Source organism: Actinomadura mexicana, assembly GCF_900188105.1.
GTDB lineage: Bacteria > Actinomycetota > Actinomycetes > Streptosporangiales > Streptosporangiaceae > Spirillospora > Spirillospora mexicana.
Map to the genome: position 1 here is coordinate 75,005 of NZ_FZNP01000019.1, position 19,272 is coordinate 94,276.

A 19,272-nucleotide genomic window follows, 5' to 3' on the forward strand; every position below is an offset into this window, starting at 1 on the left:
CGAGACCGGGCCCTTGGGCCCGCCTCCAGGAGGCAAGGTGCCCAGGAAACGCTGGACCTCCGCGACCGCTCTGGCGGCCACCGGAACACTCCTCACCGTCGGCCTCGCAGTCCCCGGACGGGCCGAGCCGCGACCTCCCCGTCCGCAGCCGCCGGGTGAGCACACCGAACCGGCCGACAAGGACGCGCGGCCGGGGCGGCTGGCCCCGACGAGCCGCCAGGTGGGCGCCGCCCGCGGCGTGACCGTGCGGTGGAACAAGCTCGGCACCCCCGCCTCGGTGACCGATGCCGGGCCCCTGGCAGACGGGCTGCCCGACGATCCGGAGAAGGCCGCCCGCGCGTACCTGGCCGGGCACCGGGACCTGTTCGGCCTCGACGCCGCCGCCGTCGGCGCCCTGGAGAAGGTCGCCGTCAACCCGATCGGCGACGGCGCGGCCGTGCTGCTGCGCCAGCGGTTCGGCGGCCTGCCCGCCGGCCACGACGGGCTGGTGGCGGTCGGCGTGACCGGCGGCGAGGTCGTCTCGGTCACCTCGACCCTCTCCCGGGACGGCGGCGCCCCGGCGCCCGCCACGCTCTCCCCGAAGGACGCGGTGGCCGCGGCCGGACGGGACGCGGGCATCTCCGCGTCGGCCGGCGACCCCGGCAAGGCGCGGCTCGTCGCGGTGCCCACGGCCGAGGGCGTCCGCAGCGCGTACCAGGTCACGCTCATGGACGCCTCCGGGGCCGAGCCGAAGGCCGTCACGTCCCACGTCGACGCCCGGACCGGCTCGGTGCTCGTGCGGGAGAACCTCGTCGACCACGACGGCGACAACCCGCGCTGGGCGGTGTTCCCGGCGACCCCGCCCGGCGACTACTCCTCCCGCGACACCCGGGAGACCTGGTGCTTCGCGCCCGCGGCGGGTTGCCGCGCCGTCGGCGGCGACCCCTCCAGCGGACGGCCCTGGGACGTCGACCCGGCGACCGGCGCGCCGAGCACGACGACCGTGGGCAACGCGGCGAGGGCGCACGAGAACCGCGCTAGCAGCGACCCGTTCACGGTCGGGACCCGCACCGGCGCGCCGAAGCCCGACCGCGGCTACACCTATCCGTGGACCAACCAGTGGTACACGAGCAAGTGCGACCCCGCGACGCTGGACACCCCGCAGGAGGCGGACCTGGAAGCGGCCATGTCCAACCTGTTCGTCCAGCACAACCGCATGCACGACTGGTCCTACCGGCTCGGCTTCACCGAGTCGGCCTGGAACATGCAGGCCGACAACGGTGAGCGCGGCGGGCTGGGCGGCGACCCCGAGCAGGGCAACGCGCAGGCCGGGGCGCGGTTCCCGGCCGTTCGCGACAACGCCAACCAGATCACCCCGCCGGACGGGACCCCCGCCATCACCAACATGTACCTGTGGCAGCCGATCGCGGGCTCGTTCTACCCGCCGTGCGTCGACGGCGACTTCGACATGAGCGTCATCGGGCACGAGTACACCCACGCCATCTCCGGCCGCATGATCGCGGGACCGGACGCCGGGTGGAGCGGCCCGCAGGCGGGCGCCATGAACGAGAGCACCTCCGACCTGTTCGCCATGGAGTACCTCAACGAGTACGGGCTGCGCCAGCCCGGCCGCACGCCGTACGTCGTCGGCGGGTACGCCACCGGCGACCGGCGCGCCGGAATCCGCAACTACGACATGAGCCGGAGCCCGCTGAACTACGCCGACCTCGGGTACGACCTGGTCGGCACCCAGGTCCACGCTGACGGCGAGATCTGGACCGCCACCCAGTTCGACCTGCGTGCGGCGTTCGTCCGGCGGTACGGCGACGGCGGCGCCGCGTCGCAGCGCAAGTGCGCCGACGGGGCGGTGCCGGTGGCGAAGTGCCCGGGCAACCGGCGGTGGGCGCAGGTGTCGTTCGACGCGCTGCTGCTCATGGCCAGTGGCGCGGTCAGCTACGTCGACCACCGCGACGCCCTGCTGGCCGCCGACGCCATCCGCTTCGGCGGCAGGGACCACGAGATGATGTGGAAGGTCTTCGCCGAGCACGGACTGGGGGAGGACGCCGCCAGCAACGGCCCCGCCGACGCCGACCCGGCACCGAGCTTCGCCTCGCCCCTGTCGCGCGACGCACGCGTCCGGCTGACTCCCCTCGGGGACGCCAGGGGCGGCAAGGTCCGCCTTTACGTGGGCGACTACGAGGCCCGCGCGGTGCCCGTCGCCGACACCGACCCGGCGACCCCGCTCGGCGACACCGTCGCGCTCACTCCGGGCCGGTACTCCTTCGTCGCGGTGGGCGCGGGCTTCGGGCACCGGAGGTTCACCGCCGCGATCGGCACGTCGCAGCGGACCCTGCCGGTCGCGATGTCCCGCAACGTGGCCGCGAGCGCCAACGGGGCGACGGCGACCGGCGACGGGGCGTCCCAGGCCGCACTGCTGGACGAGACGGAGGCCACCGACTGGCAGTCGGTGACGGCCCCGGTCGCCGGACGGCAGGTGACCGTCGACCTGGCCGGCGACCGCCCGGTCAGGGTCGGCCGGGTCCAGGTCAGCGCGATGCTGCGGCCGTCGGCGGCGGGCGACCCGGAGGGCCCGGGCGGCACGCAGAACCGGTTCACGGCGCTGCGCGCCTTCCGGCTGCTGGCCTGCGACGCCTCCAAGGCCGACTGCGCGCGGGCGGCCTCGTACCGGACCGTCTACACCAGCCCGTCCGACGCCTTCCCGGCCGACCGCCCGCGGCCCACGGCGCCCGACCTGATCATGCGCTCGTTCGACCTGCGGGACGTCACCGCGACGCACCTGCGCCTCGACGTGGTCTCCAGCCAGTGCACCGGCGCGCCGACCTACGCGGGTGAGCAGGACGCCGACCCGCGGTCGGGCACCGACTGCGGCACCGCGAGCCCGAGCGCGGGCATCGTCCGGACCGCCGAGATCCAGGCGTTCGCCCGGTAGGCGGCACCGGCCAGGCGGGGGGCGGAGAGCAGCCGCCCCCCGCTCCGCCTTGCGCGGCGGGCGCCGACCGGCCGGACGCTCGGCGGTGCCCGCCAGGGGGCCCGTCTGCGCGTCCCCGACCCCGGCAGCGCCTTCCACCGGTGTCCACCGCTGCTCTGACCTCGACTTGGGCTGATCCGCGGAGAAGACGGCAGGCCCGCTGCGGGCCCGGCTCCCCGCCGCGGGCGGCCGGTGTTGTCACCGGGTAACACCCCCGGATACCGTGCTGTCATGACGAGTGCGGCGGACCCGCCGGAGCCCGGACCACGGCGTGATCCCGGCCGCCGCCGTGCCCTGCTGGAGGCGGCCGACCGGGTCATCCAGCGGGAGGGCCCCGAGGCGTCCATGGCCGCGATCGCCGCCGAGGCGGGGATCAGCAAGCCGATCCTGTACCGCCACTTCGGCGACAAGAGCGGCCTCTACCAGGCGCTCGCCGAGCGGCACACGCGCAAGCTGATCGAAGGGATCCGGGACGAGTTCTCCCGCGACGACCCGATCCGCGACCGCACCCGCTCCACCATCGACACCTACCTGGCGACGATCTCCAAGAACCTCAACCTCTACCGGTTCCTCATGCACCGGGCGAGCGCCGAGGACACGGCCACGCACAGCGCGATGAGTACCATGATCCGGGATGTGAGCCGGGAGCTGGCCGAGGTGATGATCGCCGAGGGGGAGATGGCCGACCGGACGCGCGCCTACGTGTGGGGGCACGCGATCGTCGGCATGGTGCAGACGGCCGGCGACTGGTGGCTCGACCACGCCGACGACGTGCCGCGCGAGGCCGTCGTGGACGGCCTCGTCGAACTCGTCCTCGGCGGGCTGCCCGCCGCCGCGTCCGAAGCCCGCGGCCCCAGGCCGTCCGACGCCTACGGCCGCGCCTGACCCTCGCGCGCCCCGCCCTCCGGCGCCCGGCCCCGCGCGGGCGGGGCCGTCGATCCGGCGCCGTCGGCGAAGTGGCAGGCCACCGCCTGGGGCAGCCCGTCCCGCGGGACGAGCGCGGGCGTCTCCCGCTCGCAGACGTCGGCGGCCATGTAGCAGCGGGTCCGGAACCGGCACCCGCTGGGCGGCTCGGCCGGCGGCGGCACCTCCCCGCGCAGCACGATCTCACCCGCGTCGTCGTCCGGCCGGTCATGGACGGACGGCGCCGCCGACAGCAGCGCCCGCGTGTAGGGGTGCTGCGGGTCGCCGAACACCTCGGCGGCCGGGCCCTGCTCCACGATCGTCCCGAGGTACATGACGGCGACGTCGTGGGCGATGTGCCGGACGACGTCCAGGTCGTGGGAGATGAACAGGTACGCCACGCCCAGCTCGGACTGCAGGTCGGCCAGCAGGTTGAGGATCTGCGCGCGGACCGACACGTCCAGGGCGGACACCGCCTCGTCGCACACCAGGAGCTTGGGCCGCAGCGCCAGGGCGCGGGCGATCGCGACGCGCTGGCACTGGCCGCCCGACAGCTGGTGCAGGTGCCGGGGGCCGTGCTCGGGGCTCAGGCCCACGAGGTCGAGGAGCCGGGCGACCTCGGCGTCCGCACGGTCGCGCGGCACGATCCCGGAATGGACGCGCCAGCCCTCGGCGATGACGTCGGCGACGGTCATCCTCGGGTTCAGCGACGTGTAGGGGTCCTGGAACACCATCTGCAGGTCGCGGCTCATGCGGCGCCGCCGCCGGGGCGGGACGGACGCCAGGTCCGCGCCCGCGAACTCGATCGACCCGGCGAACGCGGGGCGCAGCCCCACCACGGCCCGCGCCAGCGTCGACTTGCCGCAGCCCGACTCGCCGACGACGCCGAGCGTCCGCCCGGCCCGCACGGTCAGGTCGAGCCCGGCGACGACGGGCACCCGCCGCCGCCCGAACCCGTGGCGGCCGGGGCGCTCGTACCCCGCCTCCAGGCCGCTGACCTTGAGCACGACCTCGGTGTCCTGCGCGGTGGCCGTCATCTGGGCTCCTCGCTGTGCTGGGAGGCGACGACCTCCGCGGAGTGGTGGCAGGCGACGGCGCGGCCGCCGTCCTCGGTGAGCGGCGGGTCCTCGGTGCGGCACCTCTCGGTCGCGAACGGGCAGCGCGGATGGAACGCGCAGCCGCCGGGACGGTGCCGCGGGTCCGGCGGGACGCCGTCGATCGGCTTGAGGCGCCCGCCGGACCCGGCGTCGGGCATGGCCTCCAGCAAGCCGAGCGTGTACGGGTGGGCGGGACGCGTGTAGACGGCGTCCAGCGGGCCGCGCTCCACGATCCGCCCGGCGTACATGACCGCGACGTCCTGCGCGACCCGCGCCACCACGCCGAGGTCGTGCGAGACCAGCAGGGTCGCGAGGTCCGCCTCGTGCTGGCGGCGCGCCAGCAGCCGCAGGATCTGCGCCTGCACGGTGACGTCGAGCGCGGTGGTGGGCTCGTCGGCGAGCAGCACCGACGGGCCGAGCGCCAGCGCCATCGCGATCACCGCGCGCTGCCGCATGCCGCCGGAGAACTCGTGGGGGTGGTCGCCGTAGCGGGACCCGGCGCCGGCGATGCCGACCTCGCGCATCAGCGCGACCGCCCGTTCCCGGGCCTCCCGCCGGCCGAGGCCGAGGCGCCGCCGGAAGGGCTCGGCGATCTGCGGGCCGACGGCGAAGCCGGGGTTCAGCGCCGCCATCGGATCCTGGAAGATCATCGCGACGCGGCTGCCGCGGGTCTCGCGCCAGCGCCGGGCCGAGAACCCGCCCGTGTCCTCGCCTTCCAGGACGACGGAGCCCGAGGTGACCTGCGCGCCGGGCGGCAGCAGCCCGATGAGCGCGAGCGAGGTCAGGCTCTTGCCGCTGCCCGACTCGCCGACCAGGGCGAGGACGCGGCCGCGCCGCAGCCGCAGGTCGACGCCCCGCACGACCGGCGTGACCTGCCGGCCGGAGCGGAACCCGATGTGCACGTCGCGCAGCTCCGCGGCCACGTCCCCGGAGGCCGGGGCGTGCGCGTGGTCGACGGCTGGAACGGTCATGTGCGCCTCCATGGGATGTGCGCCGTCAGATCTGCGAGCGCGGGTCGGTCAGGTCGCGGAAGGCGTCGCCCACGAGGCCGACGCCGGTGACGACGGCGGCCAGCGCGATCGCCGGCATGGTGGAGATCCACCAGGCCGAGCCGAGGTAGTCGCGGCCCGCCGAGACGGTCGCGCCCCAGGACGCCTGGTCCGGCGGGATTCCGAGGCCGAGGAAGCTCAGCGACGCCTCCGCCACCATGACCAGGCCGATCTGCACGGTCGCCGCGACCAGCAGCGGCTGCCAGCACGACGGCAGCACGTGCCGGAACAGGATCCGCGCGTGCCCCGCGCCGAGCACCCGCGCCGAGTCGACGAACTCCAGGTCCCGGGTCGCCAGCGCGGACGCCCGCACCACCCGGGCGAAGATCACCCAGCGGGTCACCGCCAGCGTGATGACGATGTTGGTGACGCTCGGGCCGAGGACGCCCGCGATGAGGATGGCGAGCAGGATCGACGGGAACGCCAGCTGCACGTCCCCGAACCGGGACAGCACGCCGTCGGTCCAGCCGCCGAAGTAGCCGGACACGAGCCCCGCCACCAGGCCCACGGCGCCGCCGATGAGCACGGTGGCGGCGCCGACCAGCAGCGACACGCGGCTTCCCGCCAGCAGCGCGGTCAGCATGTCGCGCCCGACCTGGTCGGTGCCGAGCCACGCGACCGACCCGTCCCCGAGCCGGGACCCCGGCGCCAGCAGCCGGTGCGGCAGGTCGGTCGCGGCCGGGTCGTAGGGCATCAGCATCGGCCCGAACACGGCCGCCAGCACGAACAGCCCGACGATCCCGAGGCCCGCCCACGCCCGCGCGGGCAGCCTCCTGCGCCGCCGGGCCGCGGGGACCGTGACCACGGCGGGAGCGATGGCACTCATGCTTCCTCCTTGTGGGGGACGATCCCCCACGCCCCCTGGTTCGCTGCGCTCATGCGTTTTCCCAGTGGGGGGGCGACCCCCCACACCCCCTGGTTCGCTGCGCTCATGCGTTCTCCCAGTGGGGGGGCGACCCCCCACACCCCCTGGTTCGCTGCGCTCATGCGTTTTCCCAGTGGGGGGGCGACCCCCCACACCCCCCGGTTCGCTGCGCTCATGCGTTCTCCCAGTGGGGGGGCGACCCCCCACACCCCCCGGTTCGCTGCGCTCATGCGTTCTCCGGAGTCAGTCTCGGGTCGAGGGCGACGCACAGGACGTCCACGAGCAGGTTCAACGCGATGTAGGAGACCGTGATCGTGACGATCGCGGCCTCGACGACGGCGTAGTCGCGGTTGGTGATCGCGTCCACCATCAGCGAGCCGATGCCCGGCCAGGAGAACACGACCTCGATGATCACAGCGTTGGCGATGAAGTTGCCCATCAGCAGCCCGAGGACGGTGACGACCGGCAGCGCGATGTTGCGGGCGACGTGCACGTACATCACGGCTCCCTCGCCGGTCCCCTTCGCGCGGGCGGTGCGGACGTAGTCCTTGCCGCTCTCCTCCAGCGCGCCGTTGCGGACGAGCCGGGCCAGCCAGCCGACGAACGGCAGCGCCAGCGTGACCGAGGGCAGGATCACCGCCTCCGGGCCGCCGCCCGCCGTGCTCGGCAGCCAGTTCAGCTGCCGGGCGAACAGCAGGATCAGCACGATGCCGAGCCAGAACGAGGGCACCGCCTGCCCGACCAGCGAGCCCGTGGAGACCAGCAGGTCGAGGATCTTGCCGGGCCGCCGCGCGCACAGCATGCCGAGCGGGTAGCCGACGGCGAGGGTGATGACCAGCGCCAGCGCGGCCAGCGTCAGGGTGGCGGGGAACCGGTCGAGGACGGCGCCCATCGCGCCGCCGCCGAGCCGCCACGAGTCGCCGAAGTCGCCGCGCAGGATCTCGCCCATGTGCGCGATGTACTGCCGCCAGAGCGGCTCGTCGAGTCCGAAGTCGGCGCGGACGGAGGCGAGCTGCGCGGGGCCGGCGTCCGGCCCGAGGATCAGCGTCGCGGGGTCGCCGGGGACGACGCGCACCACGAGGAACACGACCGTGATCGCGCCCCAGGCCACGACGAGGGCCTGACCGGCGCGCCTCAGCAGGAACCGTCCCATCAGCCGCCTCCGTTCGCGGTCCGCGACGAGGCGCGGACGACCAGTTCCGCGGGCAGCAGGGTCTGCCGCGGGGAGCCCGCGCCGGACTCGCCCGACATACGTTCCAGGAGCCGGTCCACCGCGGCGGCGCCGACGTCGGCGGCCGGCAGCCGGACCGTGGTGAGCGCCGGCGCGAGGTAGGCGGCGAACGGGTGGTCGCCGTGCCCGGCGACGCGGACGTCGCCGGGGATGCTCAGCCCGTGCTCGGTGAGCGCCCGGTACACGCCGAGCGCGAAGTAGTCGTTGCCGGCCAGGACGGCGGAGCCCGGCCCGAGGCGGGCGGCGAGACCGCGCCCGATCTCGTAGGAGTCCACCGGGTCCCACGGCTGGGAGCTGGCCTCGCGGCGCCGGGTCGGCACCTTCACCATGTGGTCGTCGCGGACCGCGATGCCGTGCTCGTCGAGCACGGCCCGGAACCCCCGGACGCGCTCCGCCACGGGCGAGATGTCCAGGTCCTCCTCGACCAGGTACAGGTCGCGGGCGCCCTCGGCGACGAGGTGCTCGGTGGCGCGCCGCGCGCTGTCGTAGTAGTCGACGCCGACGAGGTCGGTGTCGAGCCCCGGCAGGTCGCGGTTGACCAGGACGACGGGCGTCCCCGACTTGCGGAGCCGGTCCCAGTGGTCGATCCCGTGCTGGACGGGCACCGCGAGGACGCCGTCCACGCCCCAGCGCATCAGCTCCTCCACGACGCGCTTCTCGTTGTCCACGCTGTCTTCGGTGACCATCAGCATCAGCGAGTAGCCGTGGACCCGGCCGCGGTCCTCGATGGCGCTGATCAGACGCGTGTAGAAGGGGTTGGACGGGTTGGTGATGACCAGCCCGAGGGTCATCGCGTTGCCCTGCACGAGGGAGCGCGCCATGGTGTTCGGGACGTACCCGAGGCGTTCGGCCTCGGCCCGCACCCGCTCGCGGGTCTCCGGGCTGACCGCGTCCTTGCCGGCCAGAGCGCGGGACACCGTGTTGACCGACAGGTCGAGGGCGGCGGCGATGTCCCGCAGGGTGGCCCTGCGGCGGGGTGTCATGGATTCCTCCTGACCGCGGACAGGTCCGGCTGGTTGTTCGCCGCCGGGGTGAAGCCGGTGAGCCCGGTCCGCAGCCCGTAGGCGGTGGTGAGCGCGGCGGGGAAGATCCCGACCGCGTCGTCCCAGATCGTCTTGCAGGCCCGCGCGTACAGCTCCTCGCGCCGCTCGGGGTCGGCGGCCTGCCCGGCCTCGGCGAGCACCGCGTCCAGCCCGGCGTTGCGGTAGCCCATCCGGTCGGCCTTGGAGGTGTAGAGCCGGCCGAGGGTGAACGCGGCGTCGCCGGTCGTCACGGTGTTGGTCTGCAGCTCCATGTCCCAGTCGAGGGAGTTGAGGCGCTGCAGCCACTGGGCCTTCTCGATGCTCTGCGGCCTGACCTCGACCCCGATCCGCGCCCACGCCGAGATCATCGACTGGGCCAGCTCCCGGGCGAGGGGGCCGGTGGCGTCGAACCACATCATCGTGGTCTCGAAGCCGTCCCCGAGGCCCGCGGCGCGCAGCGCCGCGCGGGCCGCGCCCGGGTCGTACCGGTACGGCGGCTGCTCGGCGTAGCCGAACACGGTGGAGGGGATCGGCGCGCGCATCTGCTCGGCGCCGGCGCCGAACAGCTTCCCGACGATCTCCTCCATGTCCAGCGCCTGCCACATCGCGCGCCGGACCCGCGGATCGGTGAACGGCTTGCGGCCGCAGTTGAACCACGTGAGGTAGTAGGTCCAGCTCGGCACGGTCGCGACCCTGACCCCGCGCCGCCCCCGCACCTCGCCGAGCTGGTCGGACGGAACGGGCCACAGCAGGTCGACGTCGCCGTTCCGCAGCGCCGTGATCGCGCTGGAGGTCTCGGCGATGAACGGCATCGAGATGCCGGGCAGCCCGGCGCGGCCTCCCCAGTACCCGTCGAACCGGGCCAGCTCCACGTTGGTCGACGGGGTGAACCCCGTCACGCGGAACGGGCCCGAGCCCACCGGGCGGCGCTTCTGCGCCGGGTCGGCCACGCGCCGGGCCGGCACGATGAACAGCAGCGTCAGGTTCACCGGCAGGGTGCCCATCGGACCGTCCGTCACGAACGTGACCCGGTGGTCGCCGTCCGCCCGCGCGGACTTCACCGTGGCCCACAGCGCGGACTGCGCCGACTTCACGGCCTTGGTGCGCTCCACGCAGGCGACGACGTCCCGCGCGGTCAGCGGGCTCCCGTCGTGGAAGCGGACGCCGGGACGCAGCTCGAACACCCACGTCGTGTCGCCGGTCCGCCGCCACGACGTCGCCAGTCCGGGCGCGAGCCGCCCGCCCTCGTAGCGGACGAGGGTGTCGAACACCAGCCGCTTGACGATCAGTGACGCCTCGTCGACCGCCGTCCCCGCGTTGTAGGGGTCGAGGTCGGTGACCGGCTGCCCGAACGCGGCGCGCAGCGAGCCGTCCGGCGCGGCCGCCGCCCCAGGCGCCCCGCAGCCGCCGAGCGCCACGGCGGAGGCGGCCAGGCCGGTCAGGGCGAGGAACTCGCGCCTGCGCACGTCCATGACGGCTCCTCTCTCAGCTCTTCAGCGCGAGGTAGATCATGACCTTCGCCGACGCCTCGCCGCCGGCGTCGCCCTCGACGGTGCCCTTCAGCCGCAGCCAGCCGCCGAAGCCGGACGACTCCCAGGTGACGAGGTCGTCGGACACCTCCCGCTCGGGATCGAGATCGCACCAGTGCAGGCCGTCGGGGGAGACCTGCGTGGTGACCCGCATCAGGGCGCCGGCCCCGGTCCGCTCCAGCGTCCGGACGAACCAGCGGGCCTCCGCGGCCCACGCCACCTCGTACGGCTCCGTCGCGAAGCCGCCCGCGAGGGTGCGGTTGCGTTCCAGGACCGCCGTGAACGACTCACGCATGCTCTGGGGGCTCCTCACCAGTCGACCGAGATCAGGACGGAGTCCAGGTACAGGAAGTTGCGCACGTCGGTGTGCGTCCTGACCGAGACGTAGAAGTTCAGCAGGTTCCCGAGGGAGCCGTACTCCTCCTCGTACGGCGGCACCGGCACGTCGCGCATGTCGTAGACGGTGTCGTTGACCTGCAGTTCGATGTTCGAGCGCGTGCTGGTGTCGATCACCCAGCGCACGTAGTGCCAGTTCACCTTGGTCGGCACTTCGTTGTAGCAGAGCTCCTGCGGTCCGCCGAACGGCTTCCAGTCGTCCGGCTCCGGGGCGGTGAAGTCGGCGGTCGGCGGCAGCTTGATCTTGCCTTCGAAGTGCTCGCGCGGGGTCGGCTCGGGCACCGTCGGGTACACCCACTCGCGCCGCAGCCGGTTCTCCACGTCGGTGTTCAGGTAGCGGGCGACGCAGTGGTAGCGGACGCCGTCGCAGATGTCGGTGGCGATGGTGAACGCGCCGAACTGCTGCTCGGAGGGGTGCAGGTTCGCGTCCCACTCGCCGGCGCCCGCCTTGTGCGCCGCCTGGTTCTCCTCCGAGGCGGCCTCGGTCTTGAAGGTCAGGTACGCCTCGAACTGCACGCGCCCCCGTCCGGCCATCGTGAGCCGCCGGATCGCGACGCCGGTGTGCCCGGCCACCGGGCGCGTCGCGACCTTCAGCGCGTACGTCCCGGACATCGCGCCGTGCGTGCCGACGTCGAAGAAGTTGCAGGAACTGAGCTGCGGCGGCCGGAAGTCGCGCATGTGGTCGTCGACGGTGTCGAGGTCGCCGTGCCCGTCGTAGTTGCCGAGCAGCTCGATCCAGCCGTGCGTGCCGGTGTTGAACTCGTCGTGGACGAGGATCCGGTCCAGCGGGTTGAAGCGGGACAGGGCGGGGTCGGCCCTGCGCAGCTGCGCGACCAGCGACTGCTCGCTCGCGGGGAGGGTCATCGAGTGGGCTCCTGGATCCTGACGGTGGCGTGCATCATGTTGTGGTCGGACCGCAGCAGGTCGCGCGGCTCGCCGGCCTGCGCGGTGGTCTGCGGGACGAGCGTCCACTGCAGGACGCGCGTGCCGTTGCGGACGAAGATGTGGTCGATCTTGTCCTCGGACCTCGGCAGCGGGATCTTGCCGCCGTTGAACGAGGCGTACTCGGCGCCGGTGCGGCGGTCGGCGGGCGCGGCGTCGAACGAGTCGGCGTAGCCGACGTCGGAGAAGGCGTCGTAGGCGCTGTGGCCGTCCTCCTTCGACGCCGAGTTCATGTCCCCGGCGAACACGATCGGCAGCCGCCGGGTGTAGGCGTTGTCCCGGGTGAGGTACTCGGCCGTCCGGCGCGCGTCGAGGTAGCGGACCTCGTCCCAGTTCTTGGTCCAGCCGTTGGGGTCGGTCGCGCCGTTCTTGCGGTACTCCAGGTGCATGTCGACGACCACGAACCGCATCCCGGTGCGCAGGTCGCGCAGGGTGTTCCAGGTCATCGTCTTGCCGTAGATCTCGGTGGAGTCCGGCAGCCACAGCAGGTCGTGGGGGAGCGCGCGGCCGCGCTCGTCCAGGTGGGAGAACCTGCGGGCGTCGTAGTAGGTGAAGCGCCCGGCTCCGGACTTCAGCGGGTAGCCCGCCTGCGGGTGCCTGGTCCCGGCGTAGTCGGCGGGCGCCTCGGCGTAGCCGCGGGTCCGCATCGCCTTCGTCAGCGGGGCGCGGAACGACTCCACGTCCACGCCGGGCTGCGTCGGCGTGGGGTTGTTGCCGATCTCCTGGGTGACGACGACCCCGGCGCGCGCCCGGACGATGTCGTCGGCGACCCGCGCGGCGCGCCCGTCGGCCCAGGGCTCGAGCTTGGTGGCGCAGTCGCGCCCGATGGTGTCGACGCAGGCCTGCGTGGTCGGCAGGCATCCGTGCCCGCAGGTGTTGTAGGTCGCGATCCGCAGGTCGAGCTTGCGGTGCGGGCCCTGCGCGGCCTGCGCGCCCGCGGCGGGGACGAGCAGCGCCGCGGCGGCGAGGGCGGCGGTCAGGGTCGCGAGGGGACGGGCGGGGGGACGCGGTGTCCTCATGCGAGGAGGCCTTCCGTTGTCGGGGGCGTCACATTAACGTTAACGTGATCGTTCACACACCATGGATGTTCGGCCATCCGCCTGTCAAGAGCCGAAAAGAAAACGACCCGGCCGTCCGCGTGAGCGGACGACCGGGCCGTCGGTATGCCGGTCGGGGGTGACCGGATTACCGGAGCAGGGTCCGGTGACCGGTGGCGAGGCCGCTTTCCGCGCGGCGAGCGCCGGCGCCCGCCGATGGTCGGCCTCGCCGGATCAGGTGCTGGCGCTCAGCTCCAGATCCTTGATCTTCGGGTCGCCCTCGTCGGCGAGGTAGTCCGCCGGGCGCGTCGCGTCCTTGCCGTCCGCGACCTTGGCGGCCCTGCACACCAGGGTTCCGCCGACCGCCACCACCACGTTGACGGCGAGCGCCAGCATGCCGACGTACACCGTGGTCTTGGTGTCCAGGCCGAGGTCGCTCAGCGGGTAGGCCGAGCCGCCGAAGTGCTCCTTGCCCTTCACCGGGTTCGGGATCCGGTACAGCATCCACAGGCCGGCCGCCATTCCGGCGGCCCAGCCGGCGATGAGGGCGCCGCGGTGGAACCAGCGGGTGACGAGGCCGAGCCCCACCGCCGGCAGCGTCTGCAGGATGATGACGCCGCCGATGAGCTGCAGGTCGATGGAGAACTCGGGGTCGAGGGCGAGGATGCACACCACCGCGCCGGCCTTGACGATCAGCGAGACCAGCTTGCTGACGGTCGCCTCCTCCTTGGCGTCGGCGTCGCGGCGGATGTACTCCTTGTAGATGTTGCGGGTGAACAGGTTGGCCGCCGCGATCGACATGATCGCCGCCGGGACCAGCGCGCCGATGCCCACGGCGGCGAACGCCACGCCGGCGAACCAGTCCGGGAACATGTGGTCGAAGAGCTGCGGGACCACGGTGTTGGTGTCGGGCTTGCCGCCGGTGCTGACCGGCTTCACACCCGCCGCGATCGCCATGTAGCCGAGCAGCGCGATCAGGCCGAGCACGAAGCTGTAGGCGGGCAGCGCCGCCATGTTGCGCTTGATCACGTTGCGGTTCTTGCCGGCCAGCACGCCGGTGATGCTGTGCGGGTAGAGGAACAGCGCCATCGCCGAGCCGAGCGCCAGCATCGCGTAGTTCAGCTGGCCGCTGCCGGCGATCGTGATGCCGTCACCGGGCGCGGGCGTCTTGTCGAACTTGGCCTTGGCCGCGTCGAAGATGTCGCCCCAGCCGCCGAGCTTCGCCGGGATGTACAGGACCGCGACGATGATGACCAGGTAGATCAGCACGTCCTTGACGAAGGCGATCAGCGCGGGGGCGCGCAGTCCGGACTGGTAGGTGTAGGCGGCGAGGATCACGAACGCGATGATGATCGGCCAGTGCCCGTTGACGCCCATCGTCTTCAGCACCGCCTCGATGCCGACCAGCTGGAGCGCGATGTAGGGCATCGTGGCGATGATGCCGGTGATGGCGATCACGAGCGCCAGCGTCGGGGAGCCGAACCGGGCCCGGACGAAGTCGGCCGGCGTCACGAAGCCGTGCACGTGCGACACCGACCAGAGCTTGATCAGTACCAGGAACACCAGCGGGTACACGACGATCGTGTACGGGACGGCGAAGAAGCCCGCCGCGCCCGCGCCGAACACCAGCGCCGGGACGGCCACGAACGTGTAGGCGGTGTAGAGGTCGCCGCCGATCAGGAACCAGGTGATCCAGCTGCCGAAGCTGCGGCCGCCGAGGCCCCACTCGTCCAGGCTGTGCATGGAGTCGGGCCGCCGCCACCGGGCGGCGACGAATCCCATCCCGCTGACCAGCAGGAACAGGACGGCGAAGACGATGATCTCGGTGAGGTGGTCGCGTGCCATCGGCTCAGCCCCTCTTCTTCGTCATCTGGTACACGAGGACCGTGCAGGCGACGCCCAGCGGGATGAAGGCCAGCTGGATCCAGTAGAAGGCGGGGAAGCCCGCGAGACGGGGCTCGTCGTCGTTGTAGAGGAAAGTGAGCAGCGGGAGCGCGACGGGCACGATCAGGAGCCAGTTCCAGGGGCTCCGGTCGGTGCGGTCGGCGTCCGGTGCCGGGGGCTGGGTCGGAGTCGGTTCCCGGGAGTCGTCGGGAGTCATAGGGGTCCTCCTCGTCTCGCCCGCGCACGGTCCGCCCGGATCGCGCGCGGGACCGTGCCGGGGGTGCGGCCGGGCGAGCCTACACATCCCCTGGTCACAGCCGGATATCGGCCGCGGCACGACTTCGATGGATCGCTCCACCGGAGGAAGGGCCAGGTGGGGAACCGGTCGGTACCGGGTCAGGGGACGGCCGGACGGTCCGCCCGGCCGCCGTGTTCGGCTCGTGCCGCGCGTCGCCGGACGGGCTCGGTCCGCCGCCTGCTCCATGCCGCCGCCCACGAGCGCGAGATGGTCGGCCCCGCGTAACTCGGCCTCGGTGTTCTGCCTGGTCACGACGCTGCTCCCCGTGCGGGCGCAGAGCCCGCGGGTGCGTCCGTGGTAACCTCGCCGCATGCGAACCGCAGCCTCCCGGTGGTGGTGGCGCCGCTGAGGCGGTGCCGGTTCGCGCGTGTTCCAGACCAGCGACCGCCCTCATCCGGCGGTCGTTTCGTGTTCGCGACGCCCGGTGGGGGCCCGACACGAGGGGCCACCGCGGTGGAGACCGTCTCACGACTGCCGCTGACCAGCGAGTTCGTCACGGCCGGGGGCGTACGGGTGACCCGTACCGCCGTCCCGGTCGACTCCGAGCGCAAGTCCGACGCGCTGAACGTCCTCGTCGCCGCCGTGGGGGAGCGGCGCGGCGGCGTGCTCAGTTCCGGCATGGAGTACCCGGGCCGCTACAGCCGCTGGCACATGGCCTACGTCGATCCCTGCCTGGAGATCGTCGCGCGCGGCCGGACGGTCGCCGTCCGCCCCCTGAACGGGCGCGGCCGGATCGTCCTGCCCGCGCTGGCGGGCGCGCTGCGCGCCGTCGGCGAGGTGCGGACCGACGAGCCCGGCCTGTTCGAGATCTTCGTCCCGCCGGCCGAGGGCTTCTTCGCCGAGGAGGAGCGCAGCCGCCAGCCGACCGTCTTCACCGCGCTGCGCGCCGTCGTCGACCTGTTCCGCTGCGAGGACCCCCACCTCGGCCTCTACGGGGCGTTCGGGTACGACCTGTCGCTGCAGTTCGAGCCGTTGCGGACCCGGCTGGAGCGGCCCGACGACCAGCGCGACCTCGTCCTGCACCTGGCCGACGAGATGGTCGTCGTCGACCGCAAGCGCGAGACCTCGCACCGGATCTCCTACGAGTTCGAGGTGGACGGGTCGGGCACCGCGGGGCTGCCGCGCGACACCGGGGCGACGCCGGTCCGGCGGCGGGCCGGCGTCCCGGCGCAGCCCGTCCCCGGCGTTTACGCGCAGATGGTGCGGGACGCCAAGGAGAAGTTCGTCAGGGGCGACCTGTTCGAGGTCACGCCGGGGCACGCGATGCACGGGCGCTGCGACGCGCCCGCCGCGTTCTTCGAGCGGCTGCGGGAGTCCAACCCGGCCCCGTACGAGTTCCTGTTCAACCTCGGTGAGGGCGAGTTCCTGGTCGGCGCGTCGCCCGAGATGTTCGTCCGGGTCAGCGGCGACCGCGTCGAGACCTGCCCGATCGCCGGGACGATCAGGCGCGGCGCCGATCCGCTGGAGGACGCCGAGCAGATCCGCACGATCCTGTCCTCGGCGAAGGACGAGTCCGAGCTGACCATGTGCACCGACGTGGACCGCAACGACAAGTCCCGGATCTGCGTGCCCGGCAGCGTGCGCGTCCTCGGGCGGCGGCAGATCGAGATCTACTCCCGGCTCATCCACACCGTCGACCACATCGAGGGGAGGCTGCGCCCGGGCTTCGACGCGCTCGACGCGTTCCTCACCCACATGTGGGCGGTGACCGTCACGGGCGCGCCCAAGGCGTGGGCGATGCAGTTCATCGAGGACCACGAGGACTCGCCCCGCCGCTGGTACGGCGGCGCGGTCGGCTGCGTCGGCTTCGACGGCTCGATGAACACCGGCCTGACGCTGCGGACCGCGCAGATCCGCGACGGCGTGGCGACCGTCCGGGCCGGGGCGACGCTGCTCTACGACTCCGATCCCGACGAGGAGGAGCGCGAGACGCATCTCAAGGCCAGCGCCCTGCTGAGCGCGCTCGCCGCCGTGCGGAAGGGCGCCGGCGCCGCGCCGCAGGAGACGCCGCTCCCCGTGCAGCCGGGCGAGGGCGTCCGGGTGCTGCTCGTCGACCACGAGGACTCGTTCGTCAACACCCTCTCCGACTACTTCCGGCAGCACGGCGCCTCCGTGGTGACCCTGCGGCACGGGTTCCCGGTGCGGCTGCTGGACGAGCACGCGCCCGACCTGGTCGTGCTGTCTCCCGGCCCCGGACGCCCGGAGGACTTCGGCACTCGTGCCCTCCTGGACGAGTTGGACGCCCGGAAGCTGCCGGTCTTCGGCGTCTGCCTCGGGCTGCAGGCGATGGTCGAGCACGCCGGCGGCGAGCTGTCGCTGCTGCCCGAGCCGTCCCACGGCAAGCCCGGCCGGGTGAAGGTCGAGGGGGGCGACCTGTTCGAGGGCCTGCCGGAGGAGTTCACCGCCGCCCGCTACCACTCGCTGCACGCCACGCCCGACCGCGTGAAGGGATTCCGGATCACGGCACTGACCGGGGACGTCGTCATGGCGATCGAGGACCCGGTGCGGCGGCGCTGGGCCGTGCAGTTCCATCCGGAGTCGATCCTCACCGCCGCCGAGGGCGCCGGGCACCGCATCGTCGCCAACGTCCTGCGCCTGTGCCGCTCCCGGGGCTGACCGTCCCCTGGGTGGAGGCGTCCGTAGTTCCGAAGCACTAGGGACCGGGGCCCGGAAATGGGCCTGAGGTTCCTGTCGCGGCCCCCGTCGCGGCGGAAGACTTGTTCCCGGCCACAGCGCGCCGCCCTTCCGCGGCGCGGGTGATCGCCGTTATCCCGCGGAGGGGGGAGGCCCGTCCTCCCCCCTCCGCAACAAAACGGGTATTTCGGTCATCCACAATGAGATTGTGGTTTCTTGGGCTTCTCTGGGGGGACGCCGGAAGCCATGATGACAATCCTGTGGCTCATCGCGGTCATCCTGGTGATCGCCGGCATCTACGTGATCCTCGCGCGTCGCGACCTGCTCTGGGGCATCGTCCTCATCGTCGTCGGACTCCTCGTCGGCCCCGGTGGGGTGAGCATCTTCACCTGACCGAAAACTCGGCCGGCCGGGGCGAAACCCTGACGTGACCTGTCAGGTTTCGGTGCCAGCATCATCCCCATGAGCCGTGCACTGACAGGAAAGACCGCACTGGTCGCGGGCGCCACGCGCGGAGCGGGACGGGGAATCGCCGTCCAACTCGGCGCCGCGGGCGCGACCGTCTACGTGACGGGACGGTCCACCCGGACCCACCGGTCGGAGATGGACCGTCCCGAGACCATCGAGGAGACCGCCGAGCTGGTCACGGCCGCTGGCGGCGAGGGCATCGCCGTCCAGGTCGACCACCTCGACCCGGAGCGGGTCGCCGCCCTCGTCCGCCGCATCGACGAGGAGCGCGGCAGGCTGGACGTCCTCGTCAACGACGTCTGGGGCGCGGACCGGCTCTTCGAGTTCGGCAGGCCGCTGTGGGAGCAGTCCCTGGACGACGGCCTGCGGATGCTCAGGCTGGCCATCGACACCCACGCCATCACCAGCCACTGCGCCCTGCCGCTGCTGATCCGCGAGCCCGGCGGCCTGGTCGTGGAGATCACGGACGGGACCGCCGAGTACAACGCCGCGTACCGCAGGGAGTGCGGCTACTTCTACGATCTCGCCAAGAGCGCCGTCATCCGGATGGCCCTCGCCCAGTCGGAGGAGATCGCGCCCTACGGCGCGACGGCCCTGTCGCTGACGCCGGGATGGCTGCGCTCGGAGGCGATGCTCGACAACTACGGCGTCACCGAGGAGACCTGGCACGACGCCGCGAAGGCGACGCCGCACTTCGCGATCTCCGAGTCGCCGGCGTTCGTGGGGCGCGCCGTCGCGGCACTGGCCGCCGATCCGGACCGGGCGCGCTGGAACGGGGCGTCGCTGTCCAGCGGCGGGCTCGCCCAGGTCTACGGGTTCACCGACGCGGACGGCAGCCGCCCCGACGCCTGGCGCTACATCGTCGAGGTGGAGCAGGCGGGCCGTCCCGCCGACGTCACCGGCTACCGGTAGCCGGCGGCCCCGGGCCGGCCGGGGAGCGGGACCGGCG

The 19,272-nt window shown here is 73.0% G+C and carries 16 protein-coding genes; 5 read left to right on the top strand and 11 right to left on the bottom strand.

Features of this window, described 5'->3' with window-relative positions:
* Positions 1–37 precede the first annotated feature (37 nt).
* Both CHC11_RS34365 and CHC11_RS34370 read left to right on the top strand, forming a co-directional pair.
* A complete protein-coding gene (locus tag CHC11_RS34365) occupies positions 38–2,929 on the top strand; it encodes a M36 family metallopeptidase (protein WP_089316052.1) in 2,892 nt (963 codons plus the stop codon).
* A 270-nt stretch (positions 2,930–3,199) separates the two neighbouring features.
* Complete coding sequence (locus tag CHC11_RS34370; RefSeq protein ID WP_089316053.1) at positions 3,200–3,853, top strand: TetR family transcriptional regulator; 654 nt, start codon at positions 3,200–3,202, stop codon at positions 3,851–3,853.
* Here CHC11_RS34370 and CHC11_RS34375 read toward each other — a convergent pair.
* From CHC11_RS34375 to CHC11_RS34425, 11 genes are all read right to left on the bottom strand, one after another.
* Positions 3,838–4,908, bottom strand: a complete 1,071-nt coding sequence (locus CHC11_RS34375) for an ABC transporter ATP-binding protein (RefSeq protein WP_089316054.1) — start codon at positions 4,906–4,908, stop codon at positions 3,838–3,840. The two genes, CHC11_RS34370 and CHC11_RS34375, sit on opposite strands and share 16 nt — an antisense overlap.
* Positions 4,905–5,939, bottom strand: coding sequence for an ABC transporter ATP-binding protein (locus CHC11_RS34380; RefSeq protein ID WP_089316055.1), 1,035 nt, complete (start codon positions 5,937–5,939; stop codon positions 4,905–4,907). Before CHC11_RS34380 ends, CHC11_RS34375 begins: the two co-directional genes overlap by 4 nt.
* 25 nt (positions 5,940–5,964) lie before the next feature.
* Complete coding sequence (locus CHC11_RS34385) at positions 5,965–6,843, bottom strand: ABC transporter permease (RefSeq protein ID WP_089316056.1); 879 nt, start codon at positions 6,841–6,843, stop codon at positions 5,965–5,967.
* 265 nt (positions 6,844–7,108) lie between these two features.
* A complete protein-coding gene (locus CHC11_RS34390) occupies positions 7,109–8,035 on the bottom strand; it encodes an ABC transporter permease (RefSeq protein WP_089316057.1) in 927 nt (308 codons plus the stop codon).
* Positions 8,035–9,096, bottom strand: coding sequence for a LacI family DNA-binding transcriptional regulator (locus CHC11_RS34395; protein WP_089316058.1), 1,062 nt, complete (start codon positions 9,094–9,096; stop codon positions 8,035–8,037). The genes CHC11_RS34390 and CHC11_RS34395 overlap by 1 nt, the downstream gene beginning before the upstream one ends.
* Positions 9,093–10,607, bottom strand: a complete 1,515-nt coding sequence (locus tag CHC11_RS34400) for an ABC transporter substrate-binding protein (protein WP_089316059.1) — start codon at positions 10,605–10,607, stop codon at positions 9,093–9,095. Before CHC11_RS34400 ends, CHC11_RS34395 begins: the two co-directional genes overlap by 4 nt.
* 13 nt (positions 10,608–10,620) lie before the next feature.
* Complete coding sequence (locus CHC11_RS34405; protein WP_089316060.1) at positions 10,621–10,959, bottom strand: hypothetical protein; 339 nt, start codon at positions 10,957–10,959, stop codon at positions 10,621–10,623.
* A gap of 14 nt (positions 10,960–10,973) precedes the next feature.
* A complete protein-coding gene (locus tag CHC11_RS34410; protein WP_089316061.1) occupies positions 10,974–11,924 on the bottom strand; it encodes a DUF6772 family protein in 951 nt (316 codons plus the stop codon).
* Positions 11,921–13,021, bottom strand: coding sequence for an exonuclease/endonuclease/phosphatase family protein (locus CHC11_RS34415; protein WP_089316062.1), 1,101 nt, complete (start codon positions 13,019–13,021; stop codon positions 11,921–11,923). The genes CHC11_RS34410 and CHC11_RS34415 overlap by 4 nt, the downstream gene beginning before the upstream one ends.
* Before the next feature lie 252 nt (positions 13,022–13,273).
* Positions 13,274–14,884 (bottom strand): monocarboxylate uptake permease MctP, encoded by a 1,611-nt coding sequence (mctP, locus tag CHC11_RS34420; protein ID WP_089316063.1) that lies wholly within the window; start codon positions 14,882–14,884, stop codon positions 13,274–13,276.
* Positions 14,885–14,888: 4 nt separating this feature from the next.
* Positions 14,889–15,140, bottom strand: coding sequence for a DUF3311 domain-containing protein (locus tag CHC11_RS34425; RefSeq protein ID WP_089316064.1), 252 nt, complete (start codon positions 15,138–15,140; stop codon positions 14,889–14,891).
* Positions 15,141–15,674: 534 nt separating this feature from the next.
* Here CHC11_RS34425 and CHC11_RS34430 point away from each other — a divergent pair.
* The 3 genes from CHC11_RS34430 to CHC11_RS34435 all read left to right on the top strand — a co-directional run bounded on the left by CHC11_RS34430 (position 15,675) and on the right by CHC11_RS34435 (position 19,235).
* The gene (locus CHC11_RS34430; protein ID WP_089316065.1) at positions 15,675–17,837 is read left to right on the top strand and encodes an anthranilate synthase component I; all 2,163 of its coding nucleotides are present in this window, start codon (positions 15,675–15,677) and stop codon (positions 17,835–17,837) included.
* Positions 17,838–18,101: 264 nt separating this feature from the next.
* The gene (locus CHC11_RS41770; RefSeq protein WP_165959128.1) at positions 18,102–18,248 is read left to right on the top strand and encodes a GPGG-motif small membrane protein; all 147 of its coding nucleotides are present in this window, start codon (positions 18,102–18,104) and stop codon (positions 18,246–18,248) included.
* 69 nt (positions 18,249–18,317) lie between these two features.
* Complete coding sequence (locus CHC11_RS34435) at positions 18,318–19,235, top strand: SDR family oxidoreductase (protein ID WP_089316066.1); 918 nt, start codon at positions 18,318–18,320, stop codon at positions 19,233–19,235.
* Positions 19,236–19,272 lie beyond the last annotated feature (37 nt).